The following is a 14,760-nucleotide window of genomic DNA, read 5'->3' on the forward strand; positions in this document are numbered from 1 at the left end:
CCCATGGCCAGCATCCAGTTCACCCTCGACGACCTCAGGCGGATCCTTCTGGAGGCCGCGGGCGCCGACGAGAACATCGACCTCGGCGGAGACATCCTGGACACCGCGTTCGAGGTGCTCGGCTACGAGTCCATCGCCCTGCTGGAGACCGGCGGCCGCATCGAGCGCGAGTACGGCATCGTCCTGGACGACGACGACCTCAGCGACGAGCTCGCCCCGCGCGACCTGATCGAAGCCGTCAACGCCCAGCTGCTGGCCGCCGCCCAGGCCGCCTGAGGGGAGCACACCCATGTCCGACACCACCGGAAGGGTCGCCCTCGTCACGGGGGCGACCAGCGGAATCGGCCTGGAGGCCGCCCGCCTGCTCGCCCGACAGGGCCACCGGGTCTTCATCGGCGCGCGCAACGCCGAGACCGTGCAGCTCACCGCCAAGGCGCTGCGCGACGAGGGCCTCGACGTCGACGGCTGCCGGCTCGACGTCCGCGACGCCGACTCCGTCAAGGAGTTCGTGCGCAGCGCCGTCGCCGCGTTCGGCACGGTCGACGTCCTCGTCAACAACGCCGGGCGCTCCGGCGGCGGCCCCACCGCCGACCTCACCGACGAGCTGTGGGACGACGTCATCGAGACCAACCTCACCAGCGTCTTCCGGGTGACCCGGGAGGTGCTGACCACCGGCGGCATGCGCGGCAAGGACCGCGGCCGGATCATCAACATCGCCTCCACCGCGGGCAAGCAGGGCGTCGTCCTGGGCGCCCCCTACTCGGCCTCCAAGCACGGCGTCGTCGGCTTCACCAAGGCCCTCGGCAACGAGCTGGCCCCGACCGGCATCACCGTCAACGCCGTGTGCCCCGGCTACGTCGAGACGCCGATGGCGCAGCGGGTGCGCCAGGGCTACGCGGCGGCCTACGACACCAGCGAGGACGAGATCCTCACGAAGTTCCAGGCCAAGATCCCGCTCGGCCGCTACTCCACCCCCCAGGAGGTCGCCGGCCTGGTCGGCTACCTGGCCTCCGACACCGCCGCGTCCATCACGTCCCAGGCCCTCAACGTCTGCGGCGGTCTCGGCAACTTCTAGACCCGCCCACCCCGGCGGAGCCTTCTGCTCCCCGCCCCGCGCACGCCGGTACCACCGAGGAGAAGCCGTCATGACGACTCGTGAGGTCGAGCACGAGATCACCATCAACGCGCCCGCCACCGCCGTCTACCGCCTCCTCGCGGAGGTGACCAACTGGCCGCGGATCTTCCCGCCCACGATCTACGTCGACCGGGAGGAGAGCGGCGCGAACGAGGAGCGCATCCGCATCTGGGCCACCGCCAACGGCGAGCCCAAGACGTGGACCTCGCGCCGGGTCCTCGACCCCGAGGCCCTGCGCATCGGCTTCCGCCAGGAGGTGCCGGCGCCGCCGGTCGCCGCCATGGGCGGGACCTGGATCGTCGAGCCGCTGGACCAGGGCGCCTCCCGCGTGCGGCTGCTGCACGACTACCGGGCCGTCGACGACGACCCGCACGACCTGCTGTGGATCGAGCGGGCCGTCGACCGCAACAGCACCAGCGAACTCGCCGCGCTGAAGGAGAACGTCGAGCGGGCGCACGCCGCCGAGACGCAGGAACTGACCTTCTCCTTCACCGACACCGTGCGGATCGAGGGCTCCGCCAAGGACGCCTTCGCCTTCGTCAACGAGGCCGCACGGTGGACCGAGCGGCTCCCCCACGTGGCCCGCGTCCGCTTCTCCGAGGACACCCCCGGGCTCCAGGAACTGGAGATGGACACCCGCGCCAAGGACGGCTCGACGCACACCACCAAGTCCTACCGGGTCGTCCTCGGCCACCACCGCATCGCCTACAAGCAGGTGACCCTGCCGGCGCTGATGACCCTGCACACCGGCCTGTGGATCTTCGAGGAGAGCGGCGACGGCGCGACGGCCAGCTCCCAGCACACCGTCACCCTCAACACCGACAACATCGCGAAGATCCTCGGCCCCGAGGCCACCGTCGCCGACGCCCGCGCCTACGTGCAGAGCGCGCTGAGCACCAACAGCCTCGCCACCCTCGGCCACGCCAAGGAGTACGCGGAGCGGAAGAGCTGACATGGCCGCCGCCCCGCGCCGGGACGACCCGGCGCCGCCCACCGGGTCCGCCCGGACGGTCGACACCCAGGTGATCGTCGTCGGCGCGGGCCCCGTCGGCCTGCTCCTCGCCGGCGAACTGGCCCTGCGCGGCATCCGGGCGACGCTCGTCGAGCGCCGCCACGGCCCCACCACGGAGTCGCGCGCCTCCACGCTGCACGCCCGCACCATGGAACTGCTCGACACCCGCGGCCTGCTCGCCGACCTCGGCGACCCGCCGTGCGAGCCGCGCGGCCACTTCGGCGGCATCCCCCTGGACCTGACGCTGCCCGGCCCCTACCCCGGCCAGTGGAAGGTCCCGCAGACCAGGACCGAGGCCGTCCTGGAGGAGTGGGCCCTCGGTCTGGGCGCCGACCTGCGCTGCGGGCACACCCTGCACGCCGTGCACGACCGCGGCACGCACGTCGAGGCGGCCGCCGCCGACCGCCACGGCACGCCCGTCACGCTGCGCGCCGACTTCCTCGTCGCCTGCGACGGCCAGGACTCCACCGTGCGCGCCCTGACCGGGGCCGACTTCCCCGGCGTCCCGGCCGCCCGCGAACTGCTGCGCGCCGACGTCGAGGGCATCGACATCCCCAACCGGCGCTTCGAGCGCCTCCCCGGCGGACTCGCCGTCGCCGCCCGCAACCCCGCGGGCGTCACCCGGGTGATGGTCCACGAGTTCGGCGCCGCGGCCCGCGAACGCGCCGGCGCCCCGCACTACGACGAGGTCGCCGCCGCCTGGAAGCGGGTGACCGGCGAGGACATCACCGGCGGCACACCGCTGTGGGTCAACCACTTCGACGACGAGAACCGGCTCCTGAGCCGCTACCGGCACGGCCGCGTGCTGTTCGCCGGGGACGCCGCCCACCGGCAGATGCCCATCGGCGGCCAGGCCCTCAACCTCGGCCTCCAGGACGCCCACAACCTCGGCTGGAAGCTCGCCGCCACCGTCGACGGCACCGCCCCCGCCGCCCTCCTGGACACCTACGACGCCGAACGCGCCGCGGTGGGCGCGGCCGTCCTCACCAACATCCGCGCCCAGGCCCTGCTGCTCCTGGGCGGCCCCGAGGTCGAGCCGCTGCGCACGGTCCTCGCCGAACTCGTCGCGCGCGAAGAGGTCCGCGCCCGCCTCGCCGCGATGATCAGCGGTCTCGACGTCCGCTACGACGTCGGCGGCCCCGACCATCCGCTGCGCGGAGCCCGGCTGCCGCACGTCGGGCTGCGCACCGGCGACATCGTCTGCACCGCGGCCGACCTGCTGCGCTCCGGGCGCGGGCTGCTCCTGGGACTGGACGGGCCGCCGCCGCGCGTCGACGCTGTCCCCGCCGACCGCGTCGACACGGTCGCCGCCCGGGCGGCGGCCGGCTCGCCGCTCGACGGCACGTCCGCCGTCCTGGTGCGGCCCGACGGCTACGTCGCCTGGGCGGGCGGACCCGACGGGGACGGGCTCGCCGAGGCCGTCGCACGGTGGTTCGGGTCCCCCTGACACGCCGCTCCCCGGCCCGCGCGCCCGCCCGGGCGACGTCGCCGCCCGCCCGCACCGAGCACGGACCACAGATGAGTGAGAGGGATTCGACGACATGCCAGACACCACGATGGACGCCGACGTCATCGTCGTAGGCGCGGGGCCGACCGGACTGATGCTCGCGGGCGAACTGCGCCTGGGCGGGGCCGAGGTGATCGTGCTGGACAAGCTGGCCGAGCCCACCGGCCAGTCCCGCGGTCTCGGCTTCACCGCCCGCGCCATGGAGGTGTTCGACCAGCGCGGCATCCTCCCCCGCTTCGGACAGGGCGAGACCCTGGAGGTCAGCTCGGTCGGCCACTTCGGCGGCGTCCAGTTCGACTTCACCTCCCTGGAGGGCGCCCACTTCGGCGCCCGGGGCATCCCGCAGAGCCAGACCGAGGCGGTCCTCGCCGGGTGGGCCGCCGACCTCGGCGCCGTCGTCCACCACGGCCACGAGGTCCTCGCCCTCGCCGACGGCTTCCTGGACGGCGACCACGCCGAGGTCACCGTCGGCACCCCGGACGGCGTGCGGCGCATGCGCGCCCGCTACCTGGTCGGCTGCGACGGCGGCAAGAGCACGGTGCGCAAGCTCGCCGGGATCGGCTTCCCCGGCACCGAGGCGACCCGCGCCATGTTCCTCGCCGACATCACCGGCGTCGACCTCAAGCCCCGCTACCTCGGCGAGACCCTGCCCAACGGCATGGTGATGGCCGCCCCCCTCAAGGAGGGCGTGCACCGCATCATCGTGTGCCCGCACGGCGCCGCCGCCCGCAGCGCCGACGACACGGTCACCTTCGAGGAGGTCGCCAAGGCGTGGGAGCACATCACCGGCGAGGACATCAGCGGCGGCGGCGCCGAGTGGGTCAGCTTCTTCAGCGACGCCACCCGCCAGGCCGCCGAGTACCGGCGCGGCCGGGTCCTGCTCGCCGGCGACGCCGCCCACATCCACCTGCCCGCCGGCGGCCAGGGGCTGAGCACCGGCGTGCAGGACGCCGCCAACCTCGGCTGGAAGCTCGCCGCCGTCGTCACCGGCCGTGCCGGCGACGCCCTCCTCGACACCTACCACGCCGAGCGCCACCCGGTGGGCCGCCGCCTGCTGATGAACACCCGCGCGCAGGGCATGGTCTTCCTCGGCGGCGACCAGGCCGAACCGCTGCGCAGCATCCTCACCGAACTCACCGGCCACGACGTGGTCCGCCGCCACCTGGCGGGCGTCGTCTCCCACCTCGACATCCGCTACGACATCGGCGCAGACGGCGACGGGAACGGGGACGGGGACGGGGCCCACCCGCTGCTCGGCCGCCGCCTGGCCAGGATCGCGCTGACCGGGCCCGGCGGTACGACCGACACCTTCCGGCTGCTGCACGCCGGCCGCGGCCTGCTCCTCGACCTCGCCGACGACGCCCGGGTGCGCGAGGCCGCGGCGGCCTGGGCGGACCGCGTCGACGTCGTCACGGCCACCGCCTCCGCGTCGGACGGCGGCGCGGTCCTCGCGGGCGCCGGGGCGGTGCTGGTCCGCCCCGACGGCCACGTCGCCTGGACCGCGGCCGGCGGCGCCGACGGCCTCGACGCGGCCCTCGCCCGCTGGTTCGGCACACCCGCCGAGCGCTGAGCGGGCCGGCGGCCGACGGACGCACACGAAGAGGGGCGCCGCCCGGATCACCGGGCGGCGCCCCTCTTCGCCGTGCGGGCCGCTACCGCACGCTCGCCTCGACGACCGAGATCGCCCCCGCGGTCTCCACCACCCGCTCCAGCCGGAACCCCGCGTCCGCCAGCAGCCCCCGGTACTGCGAGGCCGTGCGCTCCTTGCCGCCCACCAGCAGCATCAGCCACAGGTCGACCAGCTTCGCGGCGTGCGCGGCGTTCGCCTTCTCCGGCACGACCATCTCCATCAGCAGCAGCCGCCCGCCCGGCCGCATCGCGGCGCGGACGTTGCGCAGGATCTCCAGCGCCTTCTCCTCGGGCCAGTCGTGGACGATGTGCTTGAGGACGTAGGCGTCCCCGCCCTCGGGCACCGGCCCGAACAGGTCGGCGGCGACCACCTCGCAGCGGTCGGCGACCCCCTGCTCGGCCAGGTACTCGGCCGCGCCGTTGTCGGCCACCCGCGGGTCGGCGAGGATCCCGCGCACGCCCGGCGACTTCGCGAGGATGCCCGCGAGCAGCTCGCCGCGCCCGGCGCAGAAGTCCACGACCGTGCCGAACCGGGAGAAGTCGTAGGCGGCCAGGACCGGCTCGGTCTCGGTGGTGGACATGGCGCCCATGCCCTTGAAGAACACCTCGCCGTACTCCGGCTTGGCCTCCAGGAACTCGAAGGCCGTCATCCCGCGCAGCTTGGGCAGGCTCGGCTCCCCGGAGCGCACCGCGTCGACGAAGTGCGACCAGTCCTCCCAGTGGACCGGGTGGCCCATCAGCACCGCGATGCCGCGCATCGACATCGGGGCGTCCTCGAGGAGCGCCCGCGCCATCGGCGTCAGCGCGAAGCTGCCGTCCTTGCGCTCGGCGAAGATCCCGTTCGAGGCGAGCAGCCGCAGCAGCCGGTGCAGGGTCTCCGGGTGGGCGCCGACCCGCCCGGCGAGCCGCGCGACGGGCAGCGGGCCGTCGCGCAGCGCCTCCGCCACGCGCAGCTCTGCGGCGGCGTAGATGGCCTGGCTGAGCATGGCGCCCTGGACCATTTCGAGCAGCGAGAACGGTGCGGGGGCCAGCTTGCGCACCAGCCTCTGCAGACCGGTGCGCACGGCTTCGACGGCGCGGACGACACGGGCGGGCGGCAGCGGCATGGGTTCCTCCGTGTGGTGGGCGGCGAGCGGCCCGGTGGTCCGCCCGCGGCGGGCAGGTCGGCGCGCCCGCGGCCGGCGACCGCCGGGCACGCCCCGGATTCCGAGGGTCCGGTGGGGCGGACGGGCCGCGCTCGCGGACGGCTGGAGCCGCGCCGGTGCGGGCGCGGCTCGCGCGCACGGTGCGGGGCCGGGGGCGGCTCCGGGCGGCGGACCGCCGGGCGCGCCAGCTCCAGCCGGTCCCCACCCGCGCTCCGGGGGCAGTCGAGAGGGCGCGATGACGATGGGCACCGTCCGTCTCGGCCGTGGCCGAGAAGAGTCCCGGAGGGGGCCACTCCCGTGAAGAAGCTTGCCTCGTCTGCGGCGCTGTCGGAGCGCGCCGAGCGCATCGCCCGGCGCTCGCGCGCCGACAACTGGAAGAAGCCGCCGCGGCGCATCGAACCGTCCGAGTGCATCACCTGCGACAGCTGTCTGCGCGGTTGTCCCGCGGAGTTCGGCGCGATCTTCGACCGCGGCCTGGACGTGGTGATCGTCCCCGAGCTGTGCTCGGGCTGTCCCTCCTGCGTCCTGGAGTGCCCGGTCGACTGCATCTACGTCGACGAGGACTGGAGCCCCACCGACGACGCGATGTGGAACCACGTCGAACTCACCGCCGAGAGTGCCGCATGAAGGATCCCGCAGGGCGCCCCGAGTCCCGCCGCGCGGTGCAGGCGAGGAAGCGGATCAGCCGCCGTCCCAGCCGGCTCGGCCTGCCCGCCGGCAGCACGCTCACCCCGGACCGCGTCGCCGAGGCGGACGCCGGCTTTCCCGGACTGCTGCGGCGCGTGTGGCGGAGCGCGGCCGGGGCGGCGGACCTGCGGTCGGCGCTCGAGGTGCTCCTCACCCTCGACGGGCACGTTCCCGGCGACGTCCAGCTGCGGGCCCTGAACAGCGCCGAGCAGGCCGCCCTCACCGCGCTGTGCGGACTGAACTGGCGCGACGACGACGGCGACAGCCACGGTGACAGGGACAGCAGTGGCGACGGATCCGGCGCCGACGGCGGCGAACCCGGCGAACCGCCCGCGTTCCGGGGCGAGATCGGCCTCAGCACCAGCGGCCGCATCGTCGTGCGCACCCCCGACGCCCGCCCCCTCGACCCCCGCGACCTGGTCGGCGGCGTCCGCCGCGTGCCGTGGAGCGAGCCGGTCCTCGCCCTCTACCGGCGGGAGCTCGCCCGCGCCCGCGAACGGCGCGCCGCCCGCGCCGCCGACTGCCGCGCCTGGCTCGCCGAACAGGGCCCCGAGGGCCGCGACGCACTGGTCGCCCAGGCCCGCGAGGCGGCCCTGCGCACCGCCCCGTTCGTCCTCTACCAGGAGGACACGCAGTACACGAACTTCCGCGGCCGCAACACGCTGACCGGCAAGACCCTGTGGCCCGGCCACCCCGACTGCGCCCTCACCGCCCTGCACGGCCTGCCGCTCGACCTGTGGTCCGACCACGACGTCCAGCTCGTCGTCTGCCTCACGCTGCTCATCCGCTCGGCCGGCTTCGGCCGGGTCGAGGAGGCCAACGGCACCCAGCTGACCGTCGATCACGTCGCCCACACGCTGGAACGGGTGCGCCGCGCCTACAACGCCGTGCCCGGCGCCGAGCCGGTGCCCGCCCCCGCCTCCCACCGCGTCGCGGACCTCGACCGGCTCGCCCTCGCGCTGCGCGAGCGCCGCCGCTCGGTGGGCCGCAGCGCCCAGCTGTACCGCGAGATCCACGGGGCGCTGATGCACAAGGTGGAGCGGGTCGCCGGCCCGCCCGGCCCCGCCGCCGAGGCCCGCCAGTCGGCCGTCGCCGAGCACCTGCGCGCGCGGCTGCCGCTGACCGGCGGCACACTCGCCGACCTCGGCCGGGACCTGGCCGCGGCACCCGGCTGGCTCGCCCGGCCGCACGGCGCGTTCGGCACCGGCCTGGAGTCCCTGGTGTACGAGAGCGTCGCCGCCACCGTCACGGCCTTCGACGCCGACTTCGCGATGAGCCGCGGGATGCGCTCGCTGCCCGGCCTGGTCCGCGCGCTGCGCGGCGAGAACTGGGCGGAGATCTGCGACTGGGACATCACCCACTTCTTCTGCTGCGTGGTGCCGAGCCCGCGGGCCGCCGCGCACTTCGGCGGCTCCGAGGCCGCGCTCGCCGACGCCGCCTGGGCGATGTCCTCGCGCATGCAGTACAACTCCTGGCACTTCGTCGCCGGCAACCTGCCGAAGGCCCCCGAGGTGACCGCCCGCGACCACTTCGTGCCGCCCGTCATCCCCGACGTCGCGTTCTTCTCCGACCAGCACCACCACGGGCACGTCAACAACAACGTGCGGTTCTCCGTCCGTTCCCCGCAGGCCGTCGAGGTCGACGGACGCCGCTTCGACGGCTTCATGGACCTCAGGCTGCTGCGCTGCGCCGGCGACCCCTTCGGCGAGCAGGACGTGCTCGCCGCGCACCAGGTGTCCGCCTTCGTCGCCCGCGCCACCTCGCTCGCCGCCGAACTGGTCGCCGCGGGGTCCGAACTGGAGGTCACCGCGTTCGACTCCGCCTGGCACTGGGCGAGCGTCACGGGCCGGGGGCCCGCGCGTTCGGACGCCCTGGCCGGCCAGGTCCGCCGAGCGTCCTGAGGGGGAAGCGATGACCGCCCGCGGCGTCAGCCACACCAGGGAACTCCTGCGGCGGGGCGAGCTGTCCGCCGTCGAGCACACGAGCGCCGTCCTCGCCGCCGCCCGCGAGCGGGACACCCTCGACGCGTACGTCGCCGTCGCGGGCGAGGAGGCGCTGCGGGCGGCGGAGCGCGCCGACGCGCGGATCCGCGAACTCGGCGCCGACGCGTGGCGGACCCTGCCGCTGCTCGGCGTCACCGTCTCCGTGAAGGACCTGCTCCAGACCGGCGACCTGCCGACCGTGCGGGGCTCGCTGCTGCCCAACACCCGGCCCCGCGAGGACGCTCCCGCCGTGGCGCGGCTGCGCGCCGCCGGAGCCGTCGTCGTCGGCAAGACCGCCACCTCCGAGTACGGCTGGAGCGCCTCGACCGTCAGCCGCGTCGCCCCGCCCACCCGCAACCCCTACGACCCGCGCCTGACCGCGGGCGGCTCCAGCGGGGGCGCCGCCGCCGCGGTGGCCGCCGGACTGTGCGACGCCTCGCTCGGCACCGACGGCGCCGGATCGATCCGGATCCCGGCGGCGTTCTGCGGCGTCGTCGGCTACAAGCCGACCCTGGGCCGCATCCCGTACGTGCCCAACAGCGCCGACCGGCTCGCCCACCAGGGCCCCCTCGCCCGCACCGTCGCCGACGCCGCGCTGCTCGGGCGGATCATGTCCGGCCCGCACCCGGCCGACCCCGACTCCGGTCTCGGCTCCCTCGACGCGCCGCGCGCCGACCGGATGCTCAGGATCGGTTGGATCGAGTACGACGGCACCGCCGACGAGGTCCGCCGGGTCGCCGGGCAGGCACGCCTGGCCCTGGTGGGCCAGGGCCACCTGGTCGAGGACGTCGAGGTGCGCTGCGACCGCCTGTACCCCGCGCTCGTCGACCTCATCGCCGCCTCCGAGGCGGCCGGGGCCCGGCCCGAGGACGACGGGTGGGCCGACCCCGGCCGCCTGGAGGTGATCCGCTACGGGCGCACCCTGGGCGGGGCCGACGTGATCCGCGCCGAGGAGGTCCGCCAGAACCTGCGCGCCACCCTGCGCACCGTCATGGACCGCTACGACGTCCTCGCCATGGCCACCGTGCCCGTCGAGCCGTTCGCCGCCGACGCCATCGGGCCGTCCTGGGCGGACGACCCGCGGGATCTGCGGTGGCTGGCCTGGGCGCCCGCCTCGTACCCCTTCAACATGACCGGCCAGCCCGCCCTGTCGCTGCCCGCCGGGCTCACCGCCTCCGGGCTGCCGGTGGGCCTGCAACTGGTCGGCCCCGTCGGCGGGGACGACCTGGTGCTCTCGCTCGCCGGACGCCTGGAGGCGGAGCTCGGCATGCTCGCGCCGCCCGCCGCGCGGACCCTGGAACCCGCGGTCGCCCGCTGACTCACGCCCTGTGGAAAGGACGTCCCCATGTACGTCAGGTCATGGTCCTCGCCCGCCGCGGAGGGCTGCGTCGGGCGGCCCTCGTTCGTGGCCGATCACGGGCTGTGGGACGAGGCCCGCACCGCCGCCGCCGAACGGATCGAGGCGGGCCTCGCCGAGTTCGACTTCGTCCGCCTCGTCTTCGGCGACCCGCACGGGCTGGCCCGCTCCAAGACCCTCACCGCCGGGGCGTTCCGCTCCGTGCTGCGCAACGGCATGAACTTCAGCCCCGGCCCGTTCGTCTTCGACACCGGGCACGCCGTCGCCGTCGACTTCCTCGGCGACCACGGCATCGGCGTCGACGAGATCGCCGGCGCCGGCAACTTCGTCCTCGTCCCCGACCCGCTCACGTTCCAGCCGCTGCCCGGCGGCACCGCGCGCACCGCCTGGGTGATCGGCGACGAGTACCTGCGCGACGGCAGCCCGCACCCGCTGTCCTCGCGGGCCGTGCTGCGCCGGGTCGTCGACCGGTACACCGAGCAGGGGCTGGCCGCCGCCGTCGGCCTGGAGGTCGAGTGGTACCTGACGCGGCGTCTCGACGACGAGCCCGGCAACGCCGGCAACGGCTTCGGCCTCCAGGGCCGGGCGCCGCGCGTGGCGGCCCTGAACGCCGGCTACCAGTTCAACCTCGACGCCCACTACGACACGGTCGCCCCCCTGACCGACCCGCTCGCCCTGCACCTGCTCGCCCTCGGCCTGCCGCTGCGGTCGATGGAGCACGAGTCCGGGCCCGGACAGGTCGAGACGACGTTCAGCCCGATGTCCGCGCTGGACGCCGCCGACGCGATGCTGCTCTTCCGCACGGTCGCCAAGAGCTGGTGCGCCCGGCGCGGCCACCACGCCTCGTTCATGTCGCAGCCGCTCCTCGACGCCGCCGACCCCAGCGGCTGGCATCTCAACCAGTCGGTCACCGACCTCGCCTCGGGCGCCAACCTGTTCGGCACCGAGGGCCCCTCCGGCGGGCTGCCCCCGCAGGGCAAGGCGTACGCCGAGGGACTGCTGTCCTGGGCGCGCGAGCTGTGCCTGCTGTCGGTGCCCACCGTCAACGGCTACCGGCGGCTCGCCGCCGAGCACGCCCTCGCGCCCACCCGGCTCGGCTGGAGCCAGGAGGACCGCAGCGCGATGCTCCGCGTCGTCGGCCACGGCTCCGGCGCGCACATCGAGAACCGGATCGGCGAACCGTGCGCCAACCCGTACCTGAACATCGCCGCGCAGCTGTTCGCCGGACTGGAGGGCCTGACGGCCCAGGCCGCGCCCGCGCGGTCCGACGACGCCGCCCTGGTGCCGCAGGGGCTGGGCGAGGCCCTGGACGCCTTCCGCGCCGGCCGCGCCGCCCGGCTGCTGGGCGAGCCGCTCGCCGCCTGCCTCGTCAAGCTCAAGGAGAGCGAGCTGCGCCGCTACGAGGCCTGGGCCGTGCAGGCGGCGCCCGCTCCGGGCCGGGTCACCGAGTGGGAGCAGCGTGAGTACTTCGGCGCCTACTGACCCGCGTCGAGTCCCCGGCCCGTGCCGCTCCCTTCCCGACGGAGGCCCCGCATGATCCCCCGTTACACGCTGCCCGAGATGGCGGACCTCTTCAGCGACCGGACCCGCTACGCCACCTGGGTGCGGGTGGAGATCCTCGCCTCACAGGCGCAGGCCGCCCTGGGCCGCGTGCCGCACGAGGCCGTCGAGGACATGCGCCGCGCCCGGGTCCCGGCCCCCGAGCGGGTCGCCGAGATCGAGCGCGAGCGCGACCACGAGGTGCTGTCCTTCCTCGCCGCCTACTGCGAGGACATCCCCGAGGCCTCCGCGCGGTGGGTGCACCTCGGGATGACCAGCTACGACCTCGTCGACACCGCGCTCGGCCACACCCTGGCGCGCGCCACGGACCTGCTCGCCGGCGCGGCGCGCCGGCTGCGCCGGGTGCTGACCGAGCGGGCCCTGGAACACTGGGACACCGTGATGGTGGGCCGCACCCACGGCATGCACGCCGAGCCCACCACCTTCGGGCACAAGCTCGCCGGGCACGCCTTCGCCGTGGACCGCTCGCTGCGCCGGCTGGCCGCCGCCCGCGAGGCCGTCGCCGTCGGCACCGTCTCCGGCTCCGTCGGCACCTACGCGCTGATCGACCCCGTCGTCGAGGAGTACGTGTGCGCCGCCCTCGGCCTGGGCGTGGAGCCCGCGCCGAGCCAGGTCGTGGCCCGTGACCGGCACGCCCAGCTCCTCCAGGCCGTGGCCACCCTGGGCTCCTGCGTGGAACAGATCGCCCTGGAGCTGAGGCTGTTGCAGCGCACCGAGGTGCGGGAGGTCGAGGAGGCGCGCACGGGCGCCTACCAGGGCTCCAGCGCCATGCCGCACAAGCGCAACCCCACCACGAGCGAACGCCTGTGCGGGCTGGCCCGGCTGCTGCGGGGCTACGCCGACACCGCTCTGGAGAACGTGGCGCTGTGGCACGAACGCGACCTCGCCCACCAGAGCGTGGAGCGGGTGATCCTCCCCGACAGCCTGAGCGTCGGGCACTTCCAGGTGACGAGGGCGGCCGATCTGGTGGCCTCGCTCACCGTGAACGCCGACCGGATGCGGGCGCACGTCGACGAGACCGACGGCCTCGTGCACAGCTCCGCGGTCCTCGCCGAACTCCTCGGCGACGGCATGGAACGCGAGCGCGCCTACCGCAGCGTGCAGGCCGCGGCCAACCACACCCTGGCGACGGGCGAGCACTTCGGCGCCTCCCTGGCCAAGCAGGGCATCGATCTGGCAGGGCTCGGCCCCGAGCGCTTCCTCACGCACCACGACGTGATCCGCACCCGATTGGAGAAGCTGCATGAGCTGGAAGATTGACCGCGTCGACGGCGCCTCGCTCGACCTGGACGAGGTCCTCGGCGTCTACACGGCCTCGGGGCTCGGCGAGCGGCGGCCCGTCGGGCAGCGGGACCGGTTCGCCGCCATGGTGGAGAACGCCAACCTGGTGCTGGTCGCCCGCGACGACGAGGGCGCGCTCCTGGGCATCGTGCGCGCCGTCTCCGACTTCTCCTACGTCACCTACGTGTCGGACATCGCCGTCGTGCGGGACCGCCAACGCTCCGGCATCGGCCGCGCCCTGATCGACGCCACGCGGGGCGAGGCGCCCGACGCCAAGCTCGTGCTGCTGTCCGCGCCCGCGGCCGTCGACTACTACCCGCACATCGGGTTCACCCGCCACGAGTCGGCCTGGGTGCTCAACCCCTAGCACCCGCGCCCCCCTTGGGGATCCCGCCCGCGCGGGGGCTGCCGGGGCTGTACCGGGGCTCGACCGCGCTTGCCTAGATTCGTGGTCAGGGCGGGGCCCGCCCCGCGCACCGCACCGCACTCCCGGGGGAGGCACGACCGTGACATCGGCCCAGGCGCTGCTCGACACCCGCCCGCCCGCCGGACCCACCCCGGCCGCCCCCCGGCCCGCGGGGGACCGCCGGCCGGCGGCCGCCGGTCACGGCGCCGTCGTGTCCATGCCCTCCGGCCGCCGTGTCCTCGTCGTCGACGCCGACAACGCCTGCGCCGAATCGCTGGTCACCCAGTTGCGCCGGCACGGTCACGAGGCCTTCGGCGTGCGGCGCGGCGAGGCCGCGCTGCGCGCCCACGAGGACGCCGATCTCGTGCTGCTGGACCTGGAACTGCCCGACCTGGACGGTCTGGAGGTCTGCCGGGCCATCCGCGCCGTCAGCCGGGTGCCGGTCATCATCGTCACCGCCCGCGCCTCCGAACTGGACTGTGTCCTCGGTCTTCAGGCGGGCGCGGACGACTACGTCGCCAAGCCGTACGGGCTGCGCGAGCTGATGGCCCGCATCGAGGCGGTGATGCGGCGTGCCGAGTGGCAGCCGGCCGCCGCCCGCGAGATCCGGCACGGCCGGCTGCACATCGACGTGGGCTCCCGCGAGGTCCTGGTCGGCGGCGAGGAAGTCGCCCTGACCCGCAAGGAGTTCGACCTCCTGTGCCTGCTGGCCTCGCACCCCGACACCGTCATCCCGCGCAAGCAGCTCCTCCAGCAGGTCTGGGGCGACTCCTGGTCCCGCCGTACCGTCGACACCCACGTCAGCAGCCTGCGCGGCAAGCTGGGCGACAGCGGCTGGATCGTGACGGTGCGCGGCGTCGGCTTCATGCTCGGCAACCCGTAGGGCCGCCCGGGATCGGCAACCCGTAGGGCCGCCCGGGGCCGGGAGCCGCAGGGCCGGGAGCCGGGATCGGGGGCCGGCCGGGAGACGGATGCGAACGCCGGGGATCGGGAACGGGAGCCGCGGCGCGGCGGCCCGCCGCGGAATCGAGCGGGCTTCGAGCGGACCTCGACCCGCTC

General features: G+C 75.0%; 13 protein-coding genes. 12 read left to right on the forward strand and 1 reads right to left on the reverse strand.

All coding sequences use genetic code 11. The features are described from left to right. Positions 1 to 3 precede the first annotated feature (3 nt). The 5 genes from KMS84_RS14250 to KMS84_RS14270 all read left to right on the forward strand — a co-directional run bounded on the left by KMS84_RS14250 (position 4) and on the right by KMS84_RS14270 (position 5,224). Positions 4 to 276: a phosphopantetheine-binding protein gene (locus KMS84_RS14250; protein ID WP_256916576.1), complete on the forward strand. Its 273-nt coding sequence runs from the start codon at positions 4 to 6 to the stop codon at positions 274 to 276. Positions 277 to 289: 13 nt separating this feature from the next. After that, positions 290 to 1,075 (forward strand): 3-oxoacyl-ACP reductase FabG, encoded by a 786-nt coding sequence (gene fabG / locus KMS84_RS14255; protein ID WP_256916577.1) that lies wholly within the window; start codon positions 290 to 292, stop codon positions 1,073 to 1,075. Between the two features lie 70 nt (positions 1,076 to 1,145). Beyond that, positions 1,146 to 2,087, forward strand: coding sequence for an aromatase/cyclase (locus tag KMS84_RS14260; protein WP_256916578.1), 942 nt, complete (start codon positions 1,146 to 1,148; stop codon positions 2,085 to 2,087). Between the two features lies 1 nt (position 2,088). Beyond that, positions 2,089 to 3,594: an FAD-dependent monooxygenase gene (locus tag KMS84_RS14265; RefSeq protein ID WP_256916579.1), complete on the forward strand. Its 1,506-nt coding sequence runs from the start codon at positions 2,089 to 2,091 to the stop codon at positions 3,592 to 3,594. A 109-nt stretch (positions 3,595 to 3,703) separates the two neighbouring features. Then, entirely contained in the window at positions 3,704 to 5,224 is a 1,521-nt protein-coding gene (locus KMS84_RS14270) for an FAD-dependent monooxygenase (protein ID WP_498066950.1), read from the forward strand. Positions 5,225 to 5,306: 82 nt separating this feature from the next. Here the strand turns inward: KMS84_RS14270 and KMS84_RS14275 are convergent, their stop codons facing one another. Continuing rightward, a complete protein-coding gene (locus KMS84_RS14275; RefSeq protein WP_256916581.1) occupies positions 5,307 to 6,389 on the reverse strand; it encodes a methyltransferase in 1,083 nt (360 codons plus the stop codon). 336 nt (positions 6,390 to 6,725) lie between these two features. Between KMS84_RS14275 and KMS84_RS14280 the strand changes: the two genes are divergently transcribed. The 7 genes from KMS84_RS14280 (at position 6,726) to KMS84_RS14310 (ending at position 14,584) form a co-directional block, all read left to right on the forward strand. Beyond that, on the forward strand, positions 6,726 to 7,055 hold the full coding sequence (locus KMS84_RS14280; RefSeq protein ID WP_256916582.1) for a 4Fe-4S dicluster domain-containing protein: 330 nt from the start codon (positions 6,726 to 6,728) through the stop codon (positions 7,053 to 7,055). Continuing rightward, positions 7,052 to 9,016 (forward strand): hypothetical protein, encoded by a 1,965-nt coding sequence (locus KMS84_RS14285; RefSeq protein ID WP_256916583.1) that lies wholly within the window; start codon positions 7,052 to 7,054, stop codon positions 9,014 to 9,016. The genes KMS84_RS14280 and KMS84_RS14285 overlap by 4 nt, the downstream gene beginning before the upstream one ends. 10 nt (positions 9,017 to 9,026) lie before the next feature. Next, complete coding sequence (locus tag KMS84_RS14290) at positions 9,027 to 10,415, forward strand: amidase (protein ID WP_256916584.1); 1,389 nt, start codon at positions 9,027 to 9,029, stop codon at positions 10,413 to 10,415. 27 nt (positions 10,416 to 10,442) lie between these two features. Continuing rightward, positions 10,443 to 11,936, forward strand: coding sequence for a type I glutamate--ammonia ligase (locus KMS84_RS14295; protein ID WP_256916585.1), 1,494 nt, complete (start codon positions 10,443 to 10,445; stop codon positions 11,934 to 11,936). A 51-nt stretch (positions 11,937 to 11,987) separates the two neighbouring features. Next, complete coding sequence (gene purB, locus KMS84_RS14300) at positions 11,988 to 13,274, forward strand: adenylosuccinate lyase (protein WP_256916586.1); 1,287 nt, start codon at positions 11,988 to 11,990, stop codon at positions 13,272 to 13,274. Further along, a complete protein-coding gene (locus KMS84_RS14305; protein WP_256916587.1) occupies positions 13,258 to 13,662 on the forward strand; it encodes a GNAT family N-acetyltransferase in 405 nt (134 codons plus the stop codon). Before purB ends, KMS84_RS14305 begins: the two co-directional genes overlap by 17 nt. A 256-nt stretch (positions 13,663 to 13,918) precedes the next feature. After that, positions 13,919 to 14,584: a response regulator transcription factor gene (locus KMS84_RS14310; protein ID WP_256916601.1), complete on the forward strand. Its 666-nt coding sequence runs from the start codon at positions 13,919 to 13,921 to the stop codon at positions 14,582 to 14,584. Positions 14,585 to 14,760: the final 176 nt, after the last annotated feature.

The organism is Streptomyces hilarionis (assembly GCF_024539675.1).
Taxonomy (GTDB): Bacteria; Actinomycetota; Actinomycetes; order Streptomycetales; family Streptomycetaceae; genus Streptomyces; species Streptomyces hilarionis.

What these genes read in the sequence shown, in the direction of transcription:
- KMS84_RS14250 (WP_256916576.1), top strand. Translation starts at nt 4, where the DNA reads ATGGCCAGCATCCAGTTCACCCTCGACGACCTCAGGCGGATCCTTCTG.
- fabG (WP_256916577.1), top strand. Translation starts at nt 290, where the DNA reads ATGTCCGACACCACCGGAAGGGTCGCCCTCGTCACGGGGGCGACCAGC.
- KMS84_RS14260 (WP_256916578.1), top strand. Translation starts at nt 1,146, where the DNA reads ATGACGACTCGTGAGGTCGAGCACGAGATCACCATCAACGCGCCCGCC.
- KMS84_RS14265 (WP_256916579.1), top strand. Translation starts at nt 2,089, where the DNA reads ATGGCCGCCGCCCCGCGCCGGGACGACCCGGCGCCGCCCACCGGGTCC.
- KMS84_RS14270 (WP_498066950.1), top strand. Translation starts at nt 3,704, where the DNA reads ATGGACGCCGACGTCATCGTCGTAGGCGCGGGGCCGACCGGACTGATG.
- KMS84_RS14275 (WP_256916581.1), bottom strand. Translation starts at nt 6,389, where the DNA reads ATGCCGCTGCCGCCCGCCCGTGTCGTCCGCGCCGTCGAAGCCGTGCGC.
- KMS84_RS14285 (WP_256916583.1), top strand. Translation starts at nt 7,052, where the DNA reads ATGAAGGATCCCGCAGGGCGCCCCGAGTCCCGCCGCGCGGTGCAGGCG.
- KMS84_RS14290 (WP_256916584.1), top strand. Translation starts at nt 9,027, where the DNA reads ATGACCGCCCGCGGCGTCAGCCACACCAGGGAACTCCTGCGGCGGGGC.
- KMS84_RS14295 (WP_256916585.1), top strand. Translation starts at nt 10,443, where the DNA reads ATGTACGTCAGGTCATGGTCCTCGCCCGCCGCGGAGGGCTGCGTCGGG.
- purB (WP_256916586.1), top strand. Translation starts at nt 11,988, where the DNA reads ATGATCCCCCGTTACACGCTGCCCGAGATGGCGGACCTCTTCAGCGAC.
- KMS84_RS14305 (WP_256916587.1), top strand. Translation starts at nt 13,258, where the DNA reads ATGAGCTGGAAGATTGACCGCGTCGACGGCGCCTCGCTCGACCTGGAC.
- KMS84_RS14310 (WP_256916601.1), top strand. Translation starts at nt 13,919, where the DNA reads ATGCCCTCCGGCCGCCGTGTCCTCGTCGTCGACGCCGACAACGCCTGC.